Here is a 20,882-nt window from a genome sequence, read left to right as displayed (position 1 = left end):
CCATGCCAGCTTCCCACCTGCACCAGATCATCGCCACCTTGCCGCTGCAGCGCGGCGCCAGCGAGCCGCTGTTCCGCCAGCTGTATGCGGCCATCAAGGCCGCCATCCTCGATGGCCGCATGAGTCCCGGCATGCAGCTGCCGCCCACGCGCGATTTTTGCCGCCTGCTGGCCGTGTCGCGCCAGACGGTGCTCAATGCGTATGCGCTTCTGACGGCCGAAGGCTACCTCGATGGCGCCGTGGGGCGCGGTACTTTTGTCAGTCGCGACGTTCCGCTGCCGGCGCCTGTCCCTGCCGCCGCGCCTGGCCTGCTGCGGCCCCTGTCGGCGCGCGGCCAAGGCGTGGTGACGGCCATGCGCCAGGTGGCGTTCCACCGTGGTCCGCTGCGGGCTTTCCGTGTCGGCATGCCGCGTATCGACCATTTCCCGTTCGACGTGTGGAACCGCCTGGAAGCGCGGCGCTGGCGCCGGCCCGACCACCATTTCGGCTACAGCGATCCGGCCGGCTACCTGCCGCTGCGCGAACTGCTGTGCGTGTATCTGAAAGCGTCGCGCGGCGTCCAGTGCACGCCGCAGCAAATCGTCATCACCTCCGGTTCGCAGCAGGCGCTGTTCCTGCTGTCGACCATCCTGCTGGCGCCCGGCGACCCGGTCTGGATGGAGTCGCCCGGCTACCGGGGCGCCAGCGGCCCCTTGCGCGCGGCCGGCGCACGCGTGTTCCCCGTTCCCGTCGATGCGCAGGGACTGGACGTGGCCTACGGCGTGGCGCACTGTCCGCAGGCGAAGCTGGCGTACGTGACGCCATCGCACCAGATGCCGCTGGGCGTGAGCATGAGCTTGCCCCGCCGCCTGGCCTTGCTGGCCTGGGCCGCGCACAACAAAGCCTGGGTGGTGGAAGACGATTACGACAGCGAATACCGCTACGCGGGCGCGCCATTGGCTTCGCTGCAAAGCCTGGACCGGGCCGGCTGCGTGGTGTATGTCGGCACCCTGTCGAAAGTGCTGTTCCCTGGCCTGCGCCTCGGCTATATGGTGGCGCCGCCCGCGCTGGCCGAGGCGCTGGTACAAGCGAAGGCCGTGATGGACCGGCACACGGCCATCGTGCCGCAGATGGCGCTGGCCGACTTCATCGCCGAGGGCCACTTTGGCCGCCATATCCGCCGCACGCGCGACAGCAATGCCGAACGGCGCGACTTGCTGGTGCGCGGCATCGCGCGCGAACTGGGCGACCAGCTCGCGTGCGGCCCGGCCGACAGCGGCCTGGAACTGTGCGCGTATTTTCGCGCCGGCCACGATGAAGAAACGGTCGCGCGCGCGGGGTTGGAACGCGGCATCGAGTTGCGTCCACTGGGCCACTATGCCGATCCGGCGGCGGGGCTAGAGTGTGCCACGCCGCCCGGGCTGCTGCTGGGCTTTGCGGCCATTCCCCCCACCGAGATACAGCACGGCGTGCAGGAACTGGGACGCATCCTGCGCGGCCGATAAACTATACTGGCACTTGCCTGCACATGAAGAACACGACCATGACCACCATCCGCTGCTCCTGGGCCAACCCGGCCAATCCCCGCTATCTCGACTACCACGATACGGAGTGGGGCGTGCCCTGCCACGACGAGCGACGGCTGTTCGAGATGCTGAACCTGGAAGGCGCGCAGGCTGGCCTGAGCTGGGAAACCATCCTCAACAAACGTGACACCTACCGCGCCGCGTTCGATGACTGGGACGCGGACAAGATCGCCGCGTATGGCCCGGACAAGGTGGCGCAGCTGCTGGCGGACCCCGGCATCGTGCGTAACCGCCTGAAGGTGGCGGCCGCCATCACGAATGCGCAAGCCTATTTGCGCCTGCGCGCACAAGGGCAGACCCTGGACAGTTTTTTGTGGGCGTATGTCGATGGCCAGCCCATCGTCAACAGCTGGCAGCCGGGTGAATTCCCCGCCAAGACGGCCCTGTCCGACCAACTGTCGAAAGACTTGCTCAAGCTGGGCTTCAAGTTCGTCGGCTCGACCATCATCTACGCCTACATGCAGGGCATCGGCATGGTCAATGACCATGCGCCCACCTGCTTTTGCCGCGCGGGGCGCTGATGCACCGCGCGCTCGTCCTGCTCGACACGGATTTCGACGGCGCGCGCTTGAGCGCCGTCTGTGCGGCGCATGGCGGGCGCCGCCTGCATTACATCGCGCTGGCGCCGCGTCCCGTCGACGCGCGCCACTTGCCCGAGCAGTGGCGTGCGCAATGGCCGCCCTGCGTGCCGGGCCTGCACCGCATGGTGTCGCACGATGGCCTCGTCACGCTCGATGTGCTGATCGGCGAGGCCGATGCCTGCCTGGCGCAACTGTCGGCGCGCGTCGATGAAGTGCACCTGGCCTGGGTGCCGCCAGCCACGCCGGTGCTGGCGCGCCTGATGGCCGATGGCGCCCGCCTGCAAGCCGTGCACCTGGACGAGGCGCAGCGCATGGCCCTGCAAAAGCATGGTTTTGTCTTCGACGAGAGCCGGCTACGCGCCATGTTTTATGCGCGGCGCGGAGAATCCGTGAGCGCGGTGGTACCCGAGCGGCGCGCCATCGTCATCGGCGCGGGCGTGGCCGGTGCGGCCGCCTGCGAGCGGTTGGCCGCGCGCGGCTGGAAGGTGACCCTGGTCGAACGCCACGCGCAGCCGGCCAGCGAGGCCTCGGGCAACCTGGCTGGCATCTTCATGCCCCTGATGTCGAAGGACGACAATATCGCCACGCGCCTCGTGCGCGCCGCCTACCTGTATTCGCTGAACCGCTGGAAAGACCTGGGCGGTATCGGTGCCGCTTTTGATGGCGCCCAATGCGGCGTGCTGCAACTGGCGCGCGATGGCGCGCATGCGCAGGTGCAGCGGCAGATCGCCGCCAGTGGCCTGTATCCGCGCGAATTCGCCCGCTGGCTGGAAGCGCCCGAGGCGACCGCCATGCTGGGCGCGCCGGCGCCCGATGGCGCCTGGTGGTTCGAGCAGGGCGGCTGGGCGCGCCCGTCCTCCGTCTGTGCCGCCATGCTGGACGCCTGCGGCGGCTTGCTCACACGGCACTTTTCCAGCAGCGCCCTGCGCCTTGAGCGTGGCGACCAGGAATGGCTGGTGCGCGATGCGGACGGCACCCTGATCGCGGCCGCACCCAACGTCATCCTGGCGGCAGGCACGGGTGCCATCGATTTTGAGCAGGCGGCCGGCCTGCCTCTGGATGCCGTGCGCGGCCAGGTCACGCACCTGGCCGAAGGCAGCTTGCCACCGTTGCCGTTCGTCGTCTGCCGCGAAGCCTACATGACGCCGGCGCACGAGGGCATCGTGTGCGTGGGCGCCAGTTACGATGCGGACGCGGACGCCAGCTTGCGCCCATCGAGCCAGGAAGACAATATCGCGAAGATCGCCGACATTCTGGACGTGGCCCCGTTCGCCGCGCCGCTGGCCGGGCGCACGGGCTTTCGCTGCGTGGCGCCGGACCGCCTGCCGCTGGCGGGTGCCTTGCCCGACCCCGGTGTATCGGGCCGCTGCGAGCGCCTGCGCGACGTGCCGCGCTGGCCAGGCCTGCATGGCTTGCTCGGTTACGCCTCGCGCGGCCTGATCTGGGCACCGCTGGCGGCCGAGCTGCTGGCGTGCCAGCTGGAGGGGGAGCCGCTGCCGCTGGAACGCCAACTGGCAGAGGCGCTGGATCCTGCGCGGTTTCTACTTCGCGAACGCCGCCGCGCTATTTAAGCGGTGCGGCAGATCAAGTGAGAGCTGGGGTCAGACCCGGCGGGTCTGACCCCGGCTTTACGCTGCAATATCTCCATATACGTTTTTCAGCTTTCCAAACTCTTTTTAATTTGTTTTCCGAACAACATAAGTTCGCTACAGTGGACTCGTGCTGGTTTTTGACGACGGAATAAAGAGGTGGAAAGATGGCTGCTGCAGAACTGATTTTCGATCCCCGCGCCGCGCATGGCGAGGCGGCGTTTGATGAAGTGCTCAATCTCGCCCGCACCCAGGCGCAGGCGCAAGGCTTGCCGTATGCGGGCATCGTCAGCGCGCAGGATGCGTGGCAGCTGGTGCAGGCCGGCAAAGCCGTGCTGGTCGACGTGCGCACGCATGAAGAACGCACTTTCGTCGGCTACGTGCCCGCCTCGCTGCACGTGGCGTGGGCCACCGGCACGTCCATGAACCGCAATCCCCGCTTTACGCGCGAACTGGAAGCGAAGGTGGGCGGCAAGGATGCCGTCGTGGTGCTGCTGTGCCGCAGCGGCAAGCGCTCGGCCGCGGCCGCCGAAGCGGCCGCCAAGGCCGGTTTCACGCACGTCTTCAATATCGCGCAAGGCTTCGAGGGCGACCTCGACGAACAGCAGCAGCGCGGCCACAGCGGTGGCTGGCGCTGGCATGCGCTGCCCTGGCTGCAAGATTAATTTTCTTCCCGGGATCACCATGAACCAGCGAGCCATTCCCCCGGCCTCCCTTGCCGCGCAGCCGCAATGGGAACTGCGCCAGATCGTCGATGAATTGCGCGCCGTGCGCGAGCAGTGGCGCGAAGGGCTGGCCAGCAATCAGGAGTGCGGCGCGCGCGAATTCCCGTCGCGCCAGCATTTGCACGACATCATCAAAGCCCTGTGCGCGGCCCTGTTCCCCATGCGCCTCGGGCCCCTCGACCTGCAGCAGGAGAGCGAGGATTTCTTCGTCGGCCACACGCTCGACACGACCCTCACGGGCTTGCACGAACAGGTGCGGCGCGAACTCAGCTACCACGCGCGCCAGCACGGCTTGCAGCAGACGGTGTCCATCGAACAGCAGGCGCTGGCCATCGTGCAGCGCTTCGCCCGCGCGCTGCCGCGCATCCGCGCCCAGCTCGACACGGACGTGGCGGCCGCCTTCCATGGCGACCCGGCCGCGCACAGCGTCGATGAAGTGCTGCTGTGCTATCCGGGCATCCTGGCCATCATCCATTACCGCCTGGCGCATACCTTGTATGCGCTCGGCGCGCCGCTGGTGGCACGCATCATCGCCGAAGTGGCCCATTCGCAGACGGGCATCGACATCCACCCTGGTGCCATCATCGGCAGCAGTTTTTTCATCGACCATGGCACGGGCGTGGTGATCGGCGAGACGGCCATCATCGGCGAGCGGGTGCGCATTTATCAAGCCGTCACCCTGGGCGCCAAGCGCTTTCCCGCCGGCGCCGACGGCGTGCTGAAAAAGGGACTGGCGCGCCACCCGATCGTGCAGGACGACGTGGTCATTTATGCGGGTGCGACGATCCTGGGACGGGTGACCATCGGCCAGGGCTCCGTCATCGGCGGCAATGTCTGGCTGACCCGCAGCGTGGCGCCCGGCAGCCATGTCACGCAAGCGCACAACCAGCAGGAGGCTCCGGAATTGCCGGCGCCATCCCACCCCGCCTTTGCCCACCACCCATGAGGACAGCATGTTGATCAAACAGTTTGGACTGGCCGTGCGCCAGTTGCGCGAAGGGCATGGCTGGTCGCAGGAGCGCCTGGCCGAAGCGGCCGACTTGAACCGTTCGTTCATCGGCGAAATCGAACGGGGCGCCGCCACGCCGTCGCTGCTGACGGTGGAAAAGCTGGCTGGCGCGCTGGGCATCGGCCTGGCGGGTTTGATGGCGCGCTGCGAGCCGGAGTTGGTGGACTAAAAGGCCGCGTTGGTGGCGATAGCATGTTGAGAAGAATGGGGAGACGCTCGATACTTTATTCGTTTTTCAGATAAGCATATTCACTTTTCTCATCAGGAGTAGTCATGACAGTAGCAACAGAGAACCAGTTCGCGCTGGGCGATAACGCCGCGCGCCAGCTGGCCAATGCAAGCAAGAGCGTCCCCCAGTTATCCACGATCACGCCGCGCTGGCTCGTGCATTTGCTGCAATGGCTGCCCGTGGAAGCGGGTATCTACCGCCTCAATCGCGTAAAAAACCCGAAGGACGTGCGCGTGGCCTGCTCGCAGCGCGACGAGTCGGAACTGCCGCAAACCTTCGTCGACTACGACGACCAGCCGCGCGAATATTTTCTCAATGCCGTCAGCACGGTGCTCGACGTGCACACGCGCGTGTCGGACCTGTACAGCAGCCCGCACGACCAGATCAAGGAGCAGCTGCGCCTGACCATCGAGACGATCAAGGAGCGCCAGGAAAGCGAATTGATCAACAATCCCGATTACGGCCTGCTGGCCAGCGTGCATGACGACCAGCGCATCTTTACCCTGACGGGCGCGCCCACGCCGGACGACCTCGACGAACTGCTGACGAAAGTGTGGAAGGAGCCGGGCTTCTTCCTCGCCCACCCGCTGGCCATTGCCGCCTTTGGCCGCGAATGCACGCGCCGCGGCGTGCCGCCGCCGACGGTCAGCCTGTTCGGTTCCCAGTTCCTCACGTGGCGCGGCGTGCCGCTGGTGCCATCGGACAAACTGCCGATCGAAGACGGCAAGACGAAGATCATTTTGCTGCGCGCGGGCGAACAGCGCCAGGGCGTGATCGGCCTGTTCCAGCCTGGCCTGGCGGGCGAGCAAAGCCCGGGCCTGTCCGTGCGTTTCATGGGCATCAACCGCCACGCGATTTCGTCCTATCTGATTTCGCTGTATTGCTCGCTGGCCGTGCTGACCGACGATGCGCTGGCCGTACTGGAAGACGTGGAGATCGGTAAATACCATGACTACCCAGACACCTACAAGTGATGGCGCGGCGGGCTTGCCTGCCGTCCCGTTCTTGCCCGACGAAGCGACCCTGAACCGCCTGGCCGGTGAATTCTTTGCCCGCCTGCCGGGGTTGGCCCCCGCGTTGGACAAGTCGCCCAGCCTTGGCGGTTCCGGCAGCGTGCTCGATGCCGCACCCCGCTACGCGAACCGTCCGCCGCCGCAGCCCGGCCCTTCCTTCGCCGCCATCGCCCCTGGCGTGGCGACGGCCCAAGTGCCGCCCGTGACGGCGCCGCTGGAAGCACCGATTGCGCCGGCGCCCGCATCGATTCCCACGCCGCGTGCGTCCGCCGTCAGTGCGCCGTCGCCATATTATTTTGTCGGTGGCGCGCATGGCTATCCGGCGTCGGACGGCAAGCTCGATGGCCTGGCGCAGCAGGGTCTGGGACAGGCCGCGCCGCAGCAGGCACCCGCGCGCCAGCTGCCCGTATCGCCGGCGAACAGCCAGCCCGTGTTCTATTTCCAGACCGAGCTGCCCTCGGCGACGAAGCCGGGCCAGCACCAGACGCCGGCGCCGTTCGACGTGCATGCCGTGCGGCGCGATTTTCCCGTGCTGGCCGAGCGGGTCAACGGCAAGCCGCTGGCCTGGTTCGACAATGCGGCCACCACGCACAAGCCGCAGTCGGTGATCGACCGCGTGTCGTATTTTTATGCGCACGAGAACTCGAACATTCACCGCGCCGCGCACGCATTGGCGGCGCGCGCCAGCGACGCATATGAAGCGGCACGCGCCAAGGTGGCCAATTTCCTTGGTGCGGCTTCGCCCAATGAAATCATCTTCGTGCGGGGTGCCACCGAGGGCATCAACCTGGTCGCCAATACGTTCGGGCGCAAATACATCGGCAGCGGCGACGAGATCATCGTCTCGCAGCTCGAGCACCACGCCAACATCGTGCCGTGGCAGCAGCTGGCGGCGGAGAAGGGTGCAACCCTGCGCGTGATTCCCGTCGACGACAGCGGGCAGATCATCCTCGATGAATTCCGCAAGCTGCTTAACGGACGCACCAGGCTGGTGTCCGTGACGCAGGTGTCGAATGCATTGGGCACCGTGACGCCCGTGGCGCAGATCATCGCGCTGGCGCATGCGGCTGGCGTGCGCGTGCTGGTCGACGGGGCGCAAGCCGTGTCGCATTTGCGCGTGGACGTGCAGGCGCTGGGCGCGGATTTTTACGTGTTCTCGGGCCACAAGGTATTTGGTCCGACGGGCATCGGCGCCGTGTATGGCAAGGCGGACTTGCTCGAGCAATTGCCGCCATGGCAGGGCGGCGGCAACATGATCGCCGACGTCACGTTCGAGCGCACCGTCTACCAGGGCGTGCCGAACCGTTTCGAGGCGGGCACGGGCAATATCGCCGATGCCGTGGGCCTGGGCGCGGCCATCGACTACGTGCAGCGCATCGGCCTGGAAAATATCGCCGCCTACGAGCACGCGCTGCTGGAATACGCGACGCACCAGCTGCAATCGATTCCCGGCGTGCGCCTGATCGGCACGGCGTTCGAGAAGGCGAGCGTGGCCTCGTTCGTGCTGGCCGGCTACGAGCCGGCGGAAGTGGGGCGCGCCCTGAACGACGATGGCATCGCCGTGCGCTCGGGCCACCATTGCGCCCAGCCGATTCTGCGCCGTTTCGGCGTGGAAGCGACCGTGCGGCCATCGTTCGCCTTCTACAACACGTATGAGGAAATCGACCGCATGATCACCGTGGTCAAGCGCCTGGCGGGTGCGCGCCGCTGATCTTGCCTGTTTGTCAGCCTGATGCAGCCCCTGCGCAAGCGGGGGCGGCATTGTTGCGTCATGTCACGGACTTTGCGCGCGGCTGGCTGGCGCTTGCAGGCTGGCGGTATAATTTATCCTTGGCAATATTGAAGCTGCGGCCCAAGGAGATATCCGGTGGAAGATCAACACAGCTCGCCCGAGCTTTTCCTGTTCCTGGCGTCGACCGTGCACGACATGAAAAACTCGATCAGCGTGGTCAGCGGCACTCTGGAGTCGCTGCTGGCGGCCGAGCAGGCGAAAACAGCCCCCCAGGCCGACCCTGCCTACCTGCAGATGGCGCAGATGCTGTACCAGACCAAGCGTCTCAACGATAACCTGATCCAGCTGCTGGCCCTGTACAAGGAAGTGGGCAAGCCCGGCTACCCGTTCGACGTGCAGCCGCAGCTGGTGAGCCAGGTGGTCGACCAGGTGGTGGACCAGGAAAAGATCCTGCTGGCCTCGAAAGGCATCGCCCTGGAGACGGCCTGCCCGCCAGAGCTGATCTGGACCCTCGATGAAGACCTGGTCATCGGCGTGCTCGCGCATGCGATCAATAACGCCATCCGCTACACGAAAGACACGATCCGCCTGTCCGTGCGGGAGCACGGCGGCATGCTCGAGCTGCGCGTGGAAGACAATGGCGACGGCTATACGCAGGCCTTGCTCGACGCAGGCAGCGCGGCCATGGATGGCATGGCGGCCGGCGTGAATTTTTCGACCAACAGCACGGGCCTGGGCCTGTATTTTTCCAGCGAAGTGGCAAAGATGCACAAGCACCGTGGCAGCAGCGGCAGCATCGCCCTGGAAAACGGCGGCGCCCTGGGCGGCGGCTGTTTCATCCTGCGTCTGCCCTGAACGAGGACTCCATGACGACAGACAGCCACGCCACGGCCGCCGAAGCGGGCAGCACCGACTGGGCCGACAAACATTATCTGCTGGTCGACGATTTCATCGGCATCCGCATCCTGCTGCGCGAATCGTTGCGCAATCTGGGCGCGCGCCATATCGACCAGGCGGCCAGCGGCGGCGAAGCCATGAAGCTGCTGGCCAAGACGCGCTACGACGTGGTGCTGTGCGACTACAACCTGGGCGAAGGCAAGAACGGCCAGCAAGTACTGGAAGAGACGCGCGTGCGCAACCTGACGGCGCCGTCCAGCGTATGGCTGATGGTGTCGGCCGAGAAAAGCGTGGAGTCCGTGATGGGCGCGGCCGAGCACCAGCCCGACGCGTATCTGATCAAGCCGATCACGGAAGGCGTGCTGCTGACGCGCTTGAACCGCGTGTGGCACAAGAAGCAGGTGTTTCGTGAAATCGACCAGGCCTGCATGGAAAAGGATTATCTGCGCGCAGCCAAGCTGTGTGACGCGCAGATCGAGCTCAACAAGCTGCACGAGCTGGAATTGCTGCGCATGAAGGCCAGCTTGCTGCTGAAAAGCGGCGAGCCGGAAAAGGCCCGCGCCGTGTACGAAAAAGTGCTGGCCGACCGCGATTACAGCTGGGCCAAGGCGGGCCTGGGCAAGATCCGCATGAACAACGGCGAGCACGAGGCGGCGCGGCAAATCTTCCAGGGCGTGATCGTCGAAAACAAGTACTACATCGATGCCTATGACCAGATGGCCGTCGCCTACCAGCTGATGGGCCAGCACGAAGAAGCGTGCGGGGTGCTGGAAAAGGCGGCGCGCCTGTCGCCCAATTCCGTGCCGCGCCAGCGCAATCTGGGACTGGCGGCCCTGAAAGTCGGCAATGTCAGCATGGCGGAAAAGGCTTTTCGCAAATGCATCTCTATCGGCGAGTTTTCCGTCATGAAGACGCCGGATGCCTACCTGGGTCTGGCGCGCGTGTGCGGCTTGAAGAAGGATGCCAAGGAGGCGCTGCAATGGCTGCTGCTGGCGCAGCGCGAGTTTTCGCCCGAGCAGATCGGGCTGCGCGCGAAGATCACGGAAGGCATGGTGCACCACGAAACGGGCGACTACCGGCGCGCGCGCAAGTGCGGCGATGAACTGGAAGCCATGCTGGCCGAAGACCCGGCGCGGCCCGAGAAAAGCATTTGCATGGAACTGGCGACCCTGTTGTTTGCCGTCGGCGTCAAGGATGCGCCGGCCGGCCTGCTGTGCTACGTGGTGAAGAACAACCACGACAACCAGGTGGTGCAGGATGAGGTGCAAAAGATCTTCGACAAGGCGAAGATGGGCGACGAAGGCACCAGCCTGATCATCGCCTCGCGCAAGGAAGCGTCGGATTTGATGAACAAGGGCGTGCTGTTGTGGAAGACGGACAAGCTCAACGAAGCGGTGGCCTGGATGCGTACGGCGCGCGAAAAGCTGCCGAACAACCTGCGCATCCTGTTCAATTCCGCGCAAATCATCGTCTCGTTCCTGGAGCAGCGCGGCTACCAGGCGGAATTGGCGGCCGAAGCCATGGAAGTGTTGTTGTATGTGGACAAAATTGCACCAGGCCAGCAGCGCTTCGCGCAATTGATGGAGCAACTGGTGCAGCTGACGCCGCCGCCCGGGCCGGAAGAGGCCGTCGTGGTAGCGGAAAAAGCGCCGCCGGTGCCGGAAAAAGGGGGAAAAGTCGTGCGTGAGCGTGCCGGATGATAAACTAGGGGCCAGCGTGGGTTCGCCTGCGCTTGAGTTGCTCTACAACAATAAGGAAGAAACTATGCGTGATGTGGTCAATGAAGTATACAAAAAAATGAAAGTCGGCGCCGTTGCCTGGGTACGCCCGGTCGCCGCCAAGGGAGACACGCTGGAAACATTCCAGTCTTCGTACGAGCACGCCAAGGCGCTGGCCGACGAAGGCCTGATCACGATCGGTGACGTAAAACGCCAAGCCGACAATCAGATCGAGGCGATCCGCATTCATCGTATCGCCTGATCATATCGCCAGCTTGAAACATCAGGCCTTGCCTGGTGCTTTCGACTTGGGTGCCGCGCGCTTTGCCGGCGCCTTGCGCAGCGGGGCCTTGGCCTTGGCTGCCGTGCCTGCTTCTGCCGGCTTGGCGGATTTGCCGGCCGCCGGCTTGGCCGCCGCTCCAGCCGCTCCACCGCCAAAACTGGCAGCATCGGGCGACATCGCTGTCGACACGGCCTGCTTGAACTGATCTTGTAACAAATTCCACCAGGCACTTGGATTGGCCAGCTGGGCTGCCGCCTGGCTGCCGGCATCGTTGGGCGCTGCTGCGGCCGGTTCCGGCGCGGGTGCAGGTGCAGGCGCCGGTTTCGGTTCAGGCGCTGGCGCCGCAGCTGGTGCCGCTTGCTGGAAAAACGCGGAAGCGTAGGGCACCGATTCAAACACGGATTTCTCGCTGGCGCCGGGCTGGGTGATGGCCGCCGCCAGGGAAGCACCCATCGATTTCAGGGTGGCGATGGTGCCGCGCTGCACTTCCAATGCCTGGATACTGCCGCGCAGCATGCTGGTATTGAGGTTCAGCCAGGCTTCGACGGCTTTCAAGTCATTGATTTTCTTGTCCAGCTCTTCCACCGACATGGTGGGCGCCGTGATGCCGGGCACGCCCATGCCGGGCACGCTCATGCTGCCCCACAGGTTCTTGACGAAGTCGAGGGTGTCGGTCACAACTGCTGCGCCCGGCATTTGGGGCATTTGCGGGTTTGCCATGCGAAATCTCCTGGTAGGTGGATGTGCCTAGCGTAGCAGATATCAGCTTGCTACTGACGCAAAGCCGCCAACATTTTCTTACATAAAACAGTAGGAGTTGAGCACGGGCAAGAAGCAGGAAGTGAGGGTAAGGCGGTACACTACGGCCTATGATGCCTGACTCCTTCTTTTCACCACCGCGCCGCCGCACCGTCATTTTTGTCGCGATCATCGGCGCATTGCACTACGTGGCGCTGGAATGGCTCACCTCGCGTGCCAGCATGGTGCCGCTGGGGCAGGATCATGCGCAGGTGGTCAGCATGGCGCTGATCGCCGAGCCACCCAAACCCGTGCCGGTGGCGCCGCCGCCGCCGAAGCTGCAGCCCTTGCCCGAGCCCCGCTTGCCGCCACCGCCGCCGCCACCGACGGAACTGCCGTCGAGCGAAGCGCCGCAGTTGACTGCGCCCGCCAGCGACGTGCCGGAAGGACCGGCCACGACCGAGCCTGCCGCCGTGGCTGCCCCGGTCATCACGGCGCCGGCACCGGCTGTGGCGGCCGCGCCCGTGCCGGCCAGCGCGCCGCCACCACCGCCCGTCGAGCAGGCGCGGCGCTACAAGACGAATGCGCCTGCCTCGGCCCAGTTCGACCTGCACGTGGACCGGCGCGATGCGGACGGCACCAAGTGGCAGGGCGTGGCCGCCATGGCGTGGGACAACCGCGGCGACACGTACCAGCTGAAACTGGAAGTGGGCTTGAGCATGCTGATCACGCGCATCAATCTGCTGGTGCTGACCAGCGAGGGCCTGATTGATGACGGCGGCATCGTGCCCGTCACGGCCACGGAAAAACGCAAGGGCCGCGCACAAACGGCCACGCATTTCAACCGCGACGCCAAGGCCATCACGTTTTCTGCCACGACGGCCACAGTGCCATGGCAGGAGGGGACGCAAGACAAGGCCACCGTGCCATTCCAGCTGGCCGCCATCGGCCGCGCGGACGTCAACCAGCTGGCGGGCAATATCGATATCCTCGTCGGCGAGGAAAAGGAAGCGACCGTCTTCCGTTTCCAGCTGGTGGGCGAGGAAGAACTGGAGACCAAGATGGGCCGCCTGGTGACCTGGCATTTGCGCCGGCCACCGAAGCCCGGCACGTATTCGTCGCAGCTCGATATCTGGCTGGCGCCGTCCATGCAATGGTATCCGGTACAAATACGCAATACCGAAGCGAACGGGGCGCTGACCACGCAAACCGTGACCCAAATTCGCGTCAATGACGCTACAGGAAAATAGATGACTACTTTGATAAATTTGAAACGCGTTCTGATCGCCAGTCTGCTGGCCGCCACCCTGAGCCCCGCCATGGCGGCGGACGAGCCCGTGGACCACCCCGTCATCAAGCGCCCGTACAAGCTGGCGCCGTCGGCCGACCTCGTGTATTCGATCAAGGCCAGGCAGCGCGGCATTGCGCTGTCCGGCGAATCGGTCAGCAACTGGCGCGCCGGCGATGGCAAGTACTCGCTGCTGGCCGAAACCAAGGCCGCCCTGTTCGGCAAGATCCTCGAGCAGCGCAGCGAAGGCGCGATCGACGATTTCGGCCTGGCACCGGCCCAGTTCGTGGAAAAACGTTTCCGGAAGGAAGCGGCCACGACCACCTTCAAGCGCGACAGCAAAACCATCGTCTTCAGCGAAGGCGATGACAGCTATCCGCTGAAAGGCGGCGAGCAGGACCGCAACAGCACCGTCTGGCAACTGGTCAGCATCGCGCGCGCCACGCCCGAGAAATTTACGCCCGGTTCGGAATGGAGCTTTTTCGTTGCCGGCCGCCGCGACGCCGAGCCATGGACCTTCAAGGTCGTCAAGCAGGAGACCGTCGCCACAGGCCAGGGTCTGGTGGAGGCCGTGCACCTGACCAAGGCGCCGCCGCCGGACAAGAAAGGCCAGCAAGTGGACCTGTGGCTGGCGCCGTCGCTGGAATGGTATCCCGTGAAGGTGACGTTCGCCGATGAAGACGGTGATTACGTGGAGCAAACCTTGCAAAAGGTCGTGCAGAAGTAGGTTTCCACGCTTGTTGCATTCGATTTTGTTGCCCCAAAGCAAGTGCTGGGGTCAGACCCGCCGGGTCTGACCCCGGATTTCCGCCGCTGGCCATCAGTCAAATTGCATGTCAGAACTGATATACTGACGCCCCCGCCCCGCAGCGCTGCGTTAGCCCGCTGCGCCGCCCGCTGAACACTCATCCGGAAAAGAATGATTGATATAATGGCAAGTGCAGCCGTGGCTACGGATGCAAATCAGACAGAGCAAGAGCATCACGATTCCTTGCAGGCGCATTTCCAGCCCAATATTTCGGCCGATGAAATTGAGCAAGTTTTTCACTTGAAGCGGGCGCAGCCCCTGCTGCAAGTGTTTACGGCCCTGTTTCACGGCGGTTTCGATGGCGTGCTGGTGCGTCTGCTCGTGTTGCGCGAACTCGCGTCCGATGCGGCCACGTCCGCCTATACGCGCGCCGATATCAATACGAAACTGGCCTATCTGTTGCCGGAAAGCCTGGAAACGGTCTTGCTGCGCCTGCGCTCGAACCAGTTGCTGGCCTGGGATGCGCAGCAGGGCGTGTACCGCGTCACGCCGATGGCGCGCAACGTGCTGTCGGCCATCGACAGCTTGCTGGGCCTGGGCCAGACGGAAGACGAAGCGGAAATGGGCTTTCTGCTGTCGCAGGTGGCCGGTGCGCAAGCCGTCGGCGGCGTGTCGGTTGAACAACTCCAGCATTTGCTGGGACGCCTGGTGGACTTGACGGAGGAGTTCTCCGACGCCATCGCGTCCGGTTCCGAATTCCGGCTGCGCACGGCGCAAGCGAAGTGGAACATGGCGTGCGACTGGGTCGAGAAGGGTTCCGAGATTCTCGTGGCCATCACGTCCGACGAAAACGCGGACAGCGCCACGCACAAGGCGGCGCAGGCGATCGGCCGCGCGCAAAGCAAATTGCTCAACATGCAAGGCATGTTTTCGCGCGCGCTGAACCAGATCGAGCGCCAGCGCGTGCACCTGGGCCAGTCTGGCCTGTCGACCACCGACATCAAGCGCTGGCTCTTGCTGCACGAAGACCTGGCCAGCCTGGCCGAAGGCGCCATCGATCAGCCCGTCGTGCCGCTGTTCTCCACGCCAGCCGAGATGATCGACGTTGCCGAAACGGAACTGCTGTCCGAACGGGCGGCAGGCATTACCAACACGGGCCTGCCCAGCGGAGAGGATGCGCCCACCACCATCAGCGACGGACCCGCCATGCAGCTTGAACTCGATGACCTGTTGGACCGCCTGTCGAACTTCGCCAGTCTGGGCAATTTCCCCAGCATCGGCGAAGAGGGGCCGAAATCGGTGCCCGTGCAGGATTCCTTGCTGCCGGCCAGCTTTGCTGTCGCGTCGTACCGCGCCTCGATGCTGCCGCTGCTGGGCGACGTCTCCGAAGCGAGCTTGCAAGGCTCGACGGCCGAACTGGCCCGCCTGCCGATTACCTTTACACCGACCGACGAGATGGTCCAACTGACCGACCCCCACGTGGCGGCCATGTCGATCGCCTCGCTTTCACTGAATGTTTCACTTGATTTAGATAGCGGCACCGCCGATGAATGACGATTCCCAAATCCTGATTGCGCGCCTGCTCACGCATCAAACCCTGCGCCGCGACGACAAGCTCGTCAAACGCGTGCTGTCCGACGAGCTGTTCCGCGCCGAGATCGATGCGCGACTGCTGGCCTGCGGCTTGAAGCTGCTCGACAACGTGTATGCCGACCACGTGACTTTGGCCCTGACGCGCACCATCGAGCCGAAGATTTTCGGCGCGCGCGACGTGTGGCAAAACAATAACTTCGGTTTGGCGCGCGATGGCGTGGCCTTGCTGGTGGTGCTGTGGGCGCAGATCATCCTGCCCAAGCGTGAACGCCAGGAAACGCACCAGCACGCGGACGATGACCAGAACGATATGTTCGGCACGGAAAAGCCGCTGCCGCGCGCGGAAGACGCGTCGATCGGCATTTCCTACAAGGCGCTGCTGTCCGACTTCGGCGACAAGCTGGGCAAGAAGACGCGCATGGACATGAACCTGGGTACCCTGGCCAAGCTGGGCTTCATCGAACGGCGCGGCGATTTCATCCTGGAAGGTCCGCTGCTGGACCTGATGATGGACACGGACGTGTTGAAAGAGCGCATCATCAACGGCGCCCTGGCCGACGTATTCAAGCGGGCGCCGGCGCGCCTGGTGGCCGTCGACCTCGATGCTGACTTGTCCGCTGATTTGTCCGCCGACATCGGCGACCTGCCTGATGCTGGCGACGAGCCCGCGTCCGACCTTCCTCACTGAAAGCGCCCATGTTTCATATCAAATCACTTGAACTGGTGCACTGGGATTACTGGCAGCGCATCAAGAATATCCCGCTCGACGCGAAGATCATCACCATCGCGGGGCAGAACGGATCGGGCAAGACCACCTTGCTTGACGCCTTGCGCACCCTGTTCGGCCTCGACTGTTCGATGGGGCGCACGTACAAGCACTATGCGCGCCACTCGGGCCAGCAGACGGCCTGGCTGCGCGCGGTGGTCGACAACAAGAACGTGGGCAAGCAGCTGTCGAACCGGCCATTCCGCAGTTCCGGCTTCTTCAGCGACGATGAAGTGACCCTGTTTTGCCAGATCCAGAAAAATGGCGGCGACTGGAAGCGCCAGTATCTGATGCGTCCGGGCAATGTGCAGATCGAAGACATCACGGATGCCAACGATTGGCTCGGCGTGGAAAACTACCGCAAGCGCCTGGCCAACGCGGGCCTGTCGCCAGCCATGTCGAAAGTGCTGGCGCTGGAGCAGGGCGAGACGGACAAATTGTGCGAATATGCGCCACGCCAGCTGCTCGATCTGGTCTTCCAGGTGTTTGGCGACAAGGAAGTGCTGGACGCCTACGACGAAGCCAAGCGCCACCAGCGCGACACGGAAGTGGAGCTGAAACGCTTCGAGACGGAACTGGAAGCGTCGAAAACCAACCTGGAAGGCTTGCGCCTGCGCGTGGCCAATTACCACCAGTGGGAAGGGCTGCATAAAGAGCGCCGCAACCTGCTGGAAGAAGTGCTGCCCAGCCTGCAATACCACGAGGCGCGCGAAAAAGCGGCCATCGCCAGCCGGCAATTGCGCGATGCGCGCAAGCCGATGGCGCAGGCGGACCAGCAGCTGACGGATAAACGCAATGCGCTGGCCGCGCAAGCGAAGGCGCTGTCCGACGCGCAGATGAACGAGACCTTGCTGGAGCAGGAATCGATCGGCCTGCAGAGCCGCTTGTCACTGATCAATGCCAAGCTGAAACCGCTGGACAGCCTGCTGGAACAGAAGGACCGCCTGCAGAAGCTGGCGGCGGACTCGGGCAGCGACATCGCCGAAGTGGCGGCCCAGCTGGAACAGAAGGAAGCGGAACTGCTGCGCCAGCGCCAGCAGCGCGACGCCTTGTCGGCCCGCATCGCGGGCGAACAGGCGACGATTGCTGCGCTGCAAGGCAAGACGGCCATGCCGGAGCCGGACAATGTGCGCGGCATGCGCCGCGCGCTGCGCGACGCGGGCATTCCCCACGCGATGCTGTCGGACATCGTCGAAGTGACGGACAGCCGCTGGCAGGGCGCCGTCGAAGGCGTGCTGGGCGGTTACGCCTCGGTTGTCTTGCTCGACAAGGCCAAGGATGCGGCCGCCGCTTACCGTCTGGCCGAGAAGGAACGCTACCGCCACTTCATCGTGCCCGACCTGGTCACGGCGCCCGTGGCGAAGGATGAGAGCTTGCTGGCTGTGGTGAAATTTTCCGCGCCCGTGCCCAGCTGGCTGATCGAGCAGCTGTCGCGCATTTCGCGCGTCGATTCCGTCGAAGCCGGTTTCAAGCTGGGCAACCACGAAGAGTGGATCACGCCCGAGGCCTACCACCGCGAACGCCGCGGCGGACGCTCGCTATTCGTCGAAGCATCGCGCTACCGCTTCGGCCAGGCTGGCCGCAGCGGCCGTCTGGAAGCGCTGCTGCGCTCCTTGCCAGGCCTGGAAGGCCAGGAAGACACGCTCACCTTGGCGATCTCGAAGCTGGCGGCCGAAGTGGGCGCCTTGAAGGCGCGCATCGCCGGCGTCGACGCGGCCAAGGAACTCAGTGCACGCCAGGAAGAATTCGCCGAAGCGCTGCGCAATTCCAAGCCGCTCAAGGAAGAGCGCCTGGAAGTGGGCGGCCGCCTGGGCGAGTTGCAAAACCTGACGAAGAACGCCACCGTCGCGCGCACGCGTGCCGATACGGTCTGGCAAAACGCGCGCCTGGCCTTGTCGGAAGCGGAAGCCGGTTCACGCCTCGGCTACAAGAAGCAGATTGAACAGCGCGCCGAGCATGCGCGCGCCTTGCTGGCTCTGCGCCATGCGTGGCGCCACTTGCCGAAAAGCTGGCGCCGTCCCGCACGTCGCGCAGCCCTCGTGGCCGAGCACCAGAATGCGCACCAGGTCGATCTGCGCGTGGCCAGCCTGCAAAACAGCCTGGCGCGCGACGACTGGGAACTGGACGCGACCGTCATTGACCAGCACCACCGCCTGTCGGACCAGCTGCATGGCCGCCAGTCGGAAACGGACGAGCGCCGCTACCAGAACAACCGCGCCATCGAAGCGACGGGCAATGCCCGCGGCGCCTACATGGAGCGCTTGCGCTACACCATCAAGACCTACAGCAAGAACATCAAGGAGCTGGGCGAACTGGCCGGCATCGAAGTCCATGCCGACCCCGTGCGCCTGGAAAACGACGACGTGCAACTGTCGCAGGCGGGCTTGCACGTGCGCTTCAAGTTCGATGGCAAGGGCGTCATCGGCATGAACGATGGCGAAGCGTCGGGCGGCCAGCAGGTGATGAAGTCGCTGGTGTTGTTGATCGGCCTGCTGAAATCGGAAGACGGTTCCGGCGGCTTCGTCTTCATCGACGAACCGTTTGCCCATTTGGATATCCGCAACATTCAGCTGGTCGGCGAGTTCCTGAAGAACACGGAAGCGCAATACCTGATGACGACGCCATTGACGCACAACACGGACGTCTACGATCCGTCGGAGCTCACTTTGATCACCAGCAAGAAGAAAAAGGATACCCAATGGGCGCAACCGATTTTCGTGCTGCAGCGCCGGGTCGAACCCGCGCCGGGCAAGGTGGCGTGATGCTTGTACGCACTTTGCTGGCATCTGCCGTACTGGCGCTGGCGTGCTCGGCGCCAGCCGTGGCCAACGATGGCATCGGTTCCGTGAGCGCGGGCGGCATCCTGTTCGGCAAGACGGATGCCGTGGCCATGAAAAAGGAAGTGCTCAGCGTGAGCACGGACTTGATCAAGGTCGAGTATGAATTCCTCAATGAGTCCGCCAAGGATGTGGAAGAGACGATCTTCTTCCCGCTGCCCGAATACTCGGCCGGCTACCATGGCTCGCCCACGTATTACGGCCAGCCGCAGCAGTTCACCGTCGACGTCGATGGCAAGCGCAAGGACTATCAAACGACCTTCGTCGCCAAGCTCGATAGCGCCGACGTGACGGCCCGCTTGCGCCAGCTGGGCCTGTCCGATGCGCAGATCGCGTATTTCCCTTCGCACACGCCGTTCGACAAGAAGGTGGCGCCGCTGACGGCCGCGCAGAGCAAGATCATGATACGCGAAGGCTTGCTGGCCCAGCTGTATGACGAGGAATGGGTACCGGCCTGGACCGTCAAAGTCATCTATCTGTGGCAGCAGAAATTCCCCGCCGGCAAAGTCGTGCGCGTGCGCCATCAATATGCGCCGTTCGTCGCGGCCGGTCCGGGCGCGTCCTACCTGGGCGATGGCGATACATTTGAAAAGAAATACTGCGGCGACAAGGCCTTCTACAAGACGTGGAACCGCCTGGCGGCCAAGCAGGGCGAAAGCGGCTTCGTCAATGCCGTGTGGGTATCGTACATTTTGACGACCGGTAACACGTGGAAGAATGGCATCGAAGACTTTACCTTGAACCTGATCAAGGGCAAGCCGGACGAACTGGTCAGCCTGTGCTTCCCCGGCACGTTCACGAAAATCAACCCCACCACCTTGCAAGTCAAGCTGCGCAACTTCCATCCAAAGCAGGATCTCGACGTGTACTTCGGCAATGTCGAAAGCGCGGGCGACCACGACGGCGTGGCGCCACGGATCCGGCCATAGGAATGAGCACGCAGGAAGCGCTGGCCGCGCGCCTGCGCGCCATCGCCCGCGCCACGCCGTGGTGCATGCAAGCCCTGCGCGCCGTGGCGCAGCTGGGCTTGCCGCACTGCTGCATCGGTGCCGGCGCCGTGCGCAACCTCGTGTGGGACGCCTTGTACGGCTATGCGCAACCATCGGCATTGAGCGACATCGACGTGGCGTATTTTGATGCGCACGATGTGCATCGGGAAAGTGAAACGCAGTTGCGCCAGCGCCTGGAAACGGTGCTGCCCGGTGTGCCGTGGGAAGTGTGCAACCAGGCCCGGGTGCACCTGTGGTTTGAAGATTACTTTGGCTACGCCGTGCCACCGCTGTTGTCGCTCGACGACGCCATCGCTTCCTGGCCCGAGTTTGCCACTTCGGTTGGCATCTATCTGCAGCCTGACGGCGAGATCGGCATCATCGCGCCGCATGGCCTCGATGACCTGTTCGCCATGGTGGTGCGGCGCAACCCCGCGCGCATCAGCGAAGACGGCTATGCGCAGCGCCTGGCCAGCAAAAATTATGCGGTGCGCTGGCCGCGCGTCACCATCATCGCTTAAGAAATACTGGCGTAAAAGCAATTAAATGCACTGTGGATACAGATTGCCTATAATTGGCAGC

At 64.2% G+C, this 20,882-nt stretch carries 19 protein-coding genes; 18 read left to right on the top strand and 1 reads right to left on the bottom strand.

Annotated features, from left to right (window positions below; all coding sequences use genetic code 11):
* Window positions 1-2: 2 nt before the first annotated feature.
* The 11 genes from pdxR (at window position 3) to MRBLMS1_RS15500 (ending at window position 11,320) form a co-directional block, all read left to right on the top strand.
* Window positions 3-1,484, top strand: a complete 1,482-nt coding sequence (pdxR, locus tag MRBLMS1_RS15550; RefSeq protein ID WP_485880254.1) for a MocR-like pyridoxine biosynthesis transcription factor PdxR — start codon at window positions 3-5, stop codon at window positions 1,482-1,484.
* 38 nt (window positions 1,485-1,522) lie between these two features.
* The gene (locus MRBLMS1_RS15545; RefSeq protein WP_485881020.1) at window positions 1,523-2,086 is read left to right on the top strand and encodes a DNA-3-methyladenine glycosylase I; all 564 of its coding nucleotides are present in this window, start codon (window positions 1,523-1,525) and stop codon (window positions 2,084-2,086) included.
* Window positions 2,086-3,717, top strand: coding sequence for an FAD-dependent 5-carboxymethylaminomethyl-2-thiouridine(34) oxidoreductase MnmC1 (gene mnmC1, locus MRBLMS1_RS15540; RefSeq protein ID WP_485880252.1), 1,632 nt, complete (start codon window positions 2,086-2,088; stop codon window positions 3,715-3,717). Before MRBLMS1_RS15545 ends, mnmC1 begins: the two co-directional genes overlap by 1 nt.
* 185 nt (window positions 3,718-3,902) lie before the next feature.
* On the top strand, window positions 3,903-4,400 hold the full coding sequence (locus MRBLMS1_RS15535) for a rhodanese-like domain-containing protein (RefSeq protein ID WP_485880250.1): 498 nt from the start codon (window positions 3,903-3,905) through the stop codon (window positions 4,398-4,400).
* A 19-nt stretch (window positions 4,401-4,419) separates the two neighbouring features.
* Window positions 4,420-5,406, top strand: a complete 987-nt coding sequence (epsC, locus tag MRBLMS1_RS15530; protein WP_070305407.1) for a serine O-acetyltransferase EpsC — start codon at window positions 4,420-4,422, stop codon at window positions 5,404-5,406.
* Window positions 5,407-5,413: 7 nt separating this feature from the next.
* Window positions 5,414-5,638 carry a helix-turn-helix domain-containing protein gene (locus MRBLMS1_RS15525; protein WP_034784364.1) on the top strand — a complete coding sequence of 75 codons (225 nt, stop codon included), beginning with the start codon at window positions 5,414-5,416 and terminating at the stop codon, window positions 5,636-5,638.
* A gap of 104 nt (window positions 5,639-5,742) precedes the next feature.
* On the top strand, window positions 5,743-6,672 hold the full coding sequence (locus MRBLMS1_RS15520) for a family 2A encapsulin nanocompartment shell protein (RefSeq protein ID WP_128141157.1): 930 nt from the start codon (window positions 5,743-5,745) through the stop codon (window positions 6,670-6,672).
* The gene (locus MRBLMS1_RS15515) at window positions 6,647-8,422 is read left to right on the top strand and encodes a family 2A encapsulin nanocompartment cargo protein cysteine desulfurase (RefSeq protein WP_485880247.1); all 1,776 of its coding nucleotides are present in this window, start codon (window positions 6,647-6,649) and stop codon (window positions 8,420-8,422) included. The genes MRBLMS1_RS15520 and MRBLMS1_RS15515 overlap by 26 nt, the downstream gene beginning before the upstream one ends.
* A 156-nt stretch (window positions 8,423-8,578) precedes the next feature.
* On the top strand, window positions 8,579-9,298 hold the full coding sequence (locus MRBLMS1_RS15510; RefSeq protein ID WP_070305412.1) for a sensor histidine kinase: 720 nt from the start codon (window positions 8,579-8,581) through the stop codon (window positions 9,296-9,298).
* A gap of 11 nt (window positions 9,299-9,309) precedes the next feature.
* Entirely contained in the window at window positions 9,310-11,040 is a 1,731-nt protein-coding gene (locus MRBLMS1_RS15505; protein WP_319992222.1) for a response regulator, read from the top strand.
* Window positions 11,024-11,320: a hypothetical protein gene (locus MRBLMS1_RS15500; protein ID WP_223279079.1), complete on the top strand. Its 297-nt coding sequence runs from the start codon at window positions 11,024-11,026 to the stop codon at window positions 11,318-11,320. Before MRBLMS1_RS15505 ends, MRBLMS1_RS15500 begins: the two co-directional genes overlap by 17 nt.
* A 21-nt stretch (window positions 11,321-11,341) precedes the next feature.
* Here the strand turns inward: MRBLMS1_RS15500 and MRBLMS1_RS15495 are convergent, their stop codons facing one another.
* Window positions 11,342-12,061, bottom strand: coding sequence for a PhaM family polyhydroxyalkanoate granule multifunctional regulatory protein (locus tag MRBLMS1_RS15495; RefSeq protein ID WP_485880244.1), 720 nt, complete (start codon window positions 12,059-12,061; stop codon window positions 11,342-11,344).
* A gap of 149 nt (window positions 12,062-12,210) precedes the next feature.
* Between MRBLMS1_RS15495 and MRBLMS1_RS15490 the strand changes: the two genes are divergently transcribed.
* The 7 genes from MRBLMS1_RS15490 to MRBLMS1_RS15460 all read left to right on the top strand — a co-directional run bounded on the left by MRBLMS1_RS15490 (window position 12,211) and on the right by MRBLMS1_RS15460 (window position 20,821).
* A complete protein-coding gene (locus tag MRBLMS1_RS15490; RefSeq protein ID WP_485880242.1) occupies window positions 12,211-13,329 on the top strand; it encodes a DUF3108 domain-containing protein in 1,119 nt (372 codons plus the stop codon).
* The gene (locus MRBLMS1_RS15485; protein WP_139092169.1) at window positions 13,330-14,094 is read left to right on the top strand and encodes a DUF3108 domain-containing protein; all 765 of its coding nucleotides are present in this window, start codon (window positions 13,330-13,332) and stop codon (window positions 14,092-14,094) included.
* Between the two features lie 204 nt (window positions 14,095-14,298).
* Entirely contained in the window at window positions 14,299-15,669 is a 1,371-nt protein-coding gene (locus MRBLMS1_RS15480) for a hypothetical protein (protein WP_128141393.1), read from the top strand.
* Window positions 15,662-16,396 carry a hypothetical protein gene (locus MRBLMS1_RS15475; RefSeq protein WP_034753458.1) on the top strand — a complete coding sequence of 245 codons (735 nt, stop codon included), beginning with the start codon at window positions 15,662-15,664 and terminating at the stop codon, window positions 16,394-16,396. Before MRBLMS1_RS15480 ends, MRBLMS1_RS15475 begins: the two co-directional genes overlap by 8 nt.
* An 8-nt stretch (window positions 16,397-16,404) precedes the next feature.
* On the top strand, window positions 16,405-19,236 hold the full coding sequence (locus tag MRBLMS1_RS15470) for an ATP-binding protein (RefSeq protein WP_485880239.1): 2,832 nt from the start codon (window positions 16,405-16,407) through the stop codon (window positions 19,234-19,236).
* Complete coding sequence (locus MRBLMS1_RS15465) at window positions 19,236-20,240, top strand: DUF4424 family protein (RefSeq protein WP_070305422.1); 1,005 nt, start codon at window positions 19,236-19,238, stop codon at window positions 20,238-20,240. Before MRBLMS1_RS15470 ends, MRBLMS1_RS15465 begins: the two co-directional genes overlap by 1 nt.
* A gap of 2 nt (window positions 20,241-20,242) precedes the next feature.
* A complete protein-coding gene (locus tag MRBLMS1_RS15460) occupies window positions 20,243-20,821 on the top strand; it encodes a nucleotidyltransferase family protein (RefSeq protein ID WP_485880237.1) in 579 nt (192 codons plus the stop codon).
* The last annotated feature ends 61 nt before the right edge of the window (window positions 20,822-20,882 follow it).

Source organism: Massilia sp. LMS1-1-1.1, from assembly GCF_040815535.1.
GTDB classification, from domain to species: Bacteria; Pseudomonadota; Gammaproteobacteria; order Burkholderiales; family Burkholderiaceae_D; genus Janthinobacterium; species Janthinobacterium aestuarii.
The sequence above is the reverse complement of the archived record's forward strand: the minus strand, read 5'-3'. Positions and strand labels throughout refer to the sequence as shown.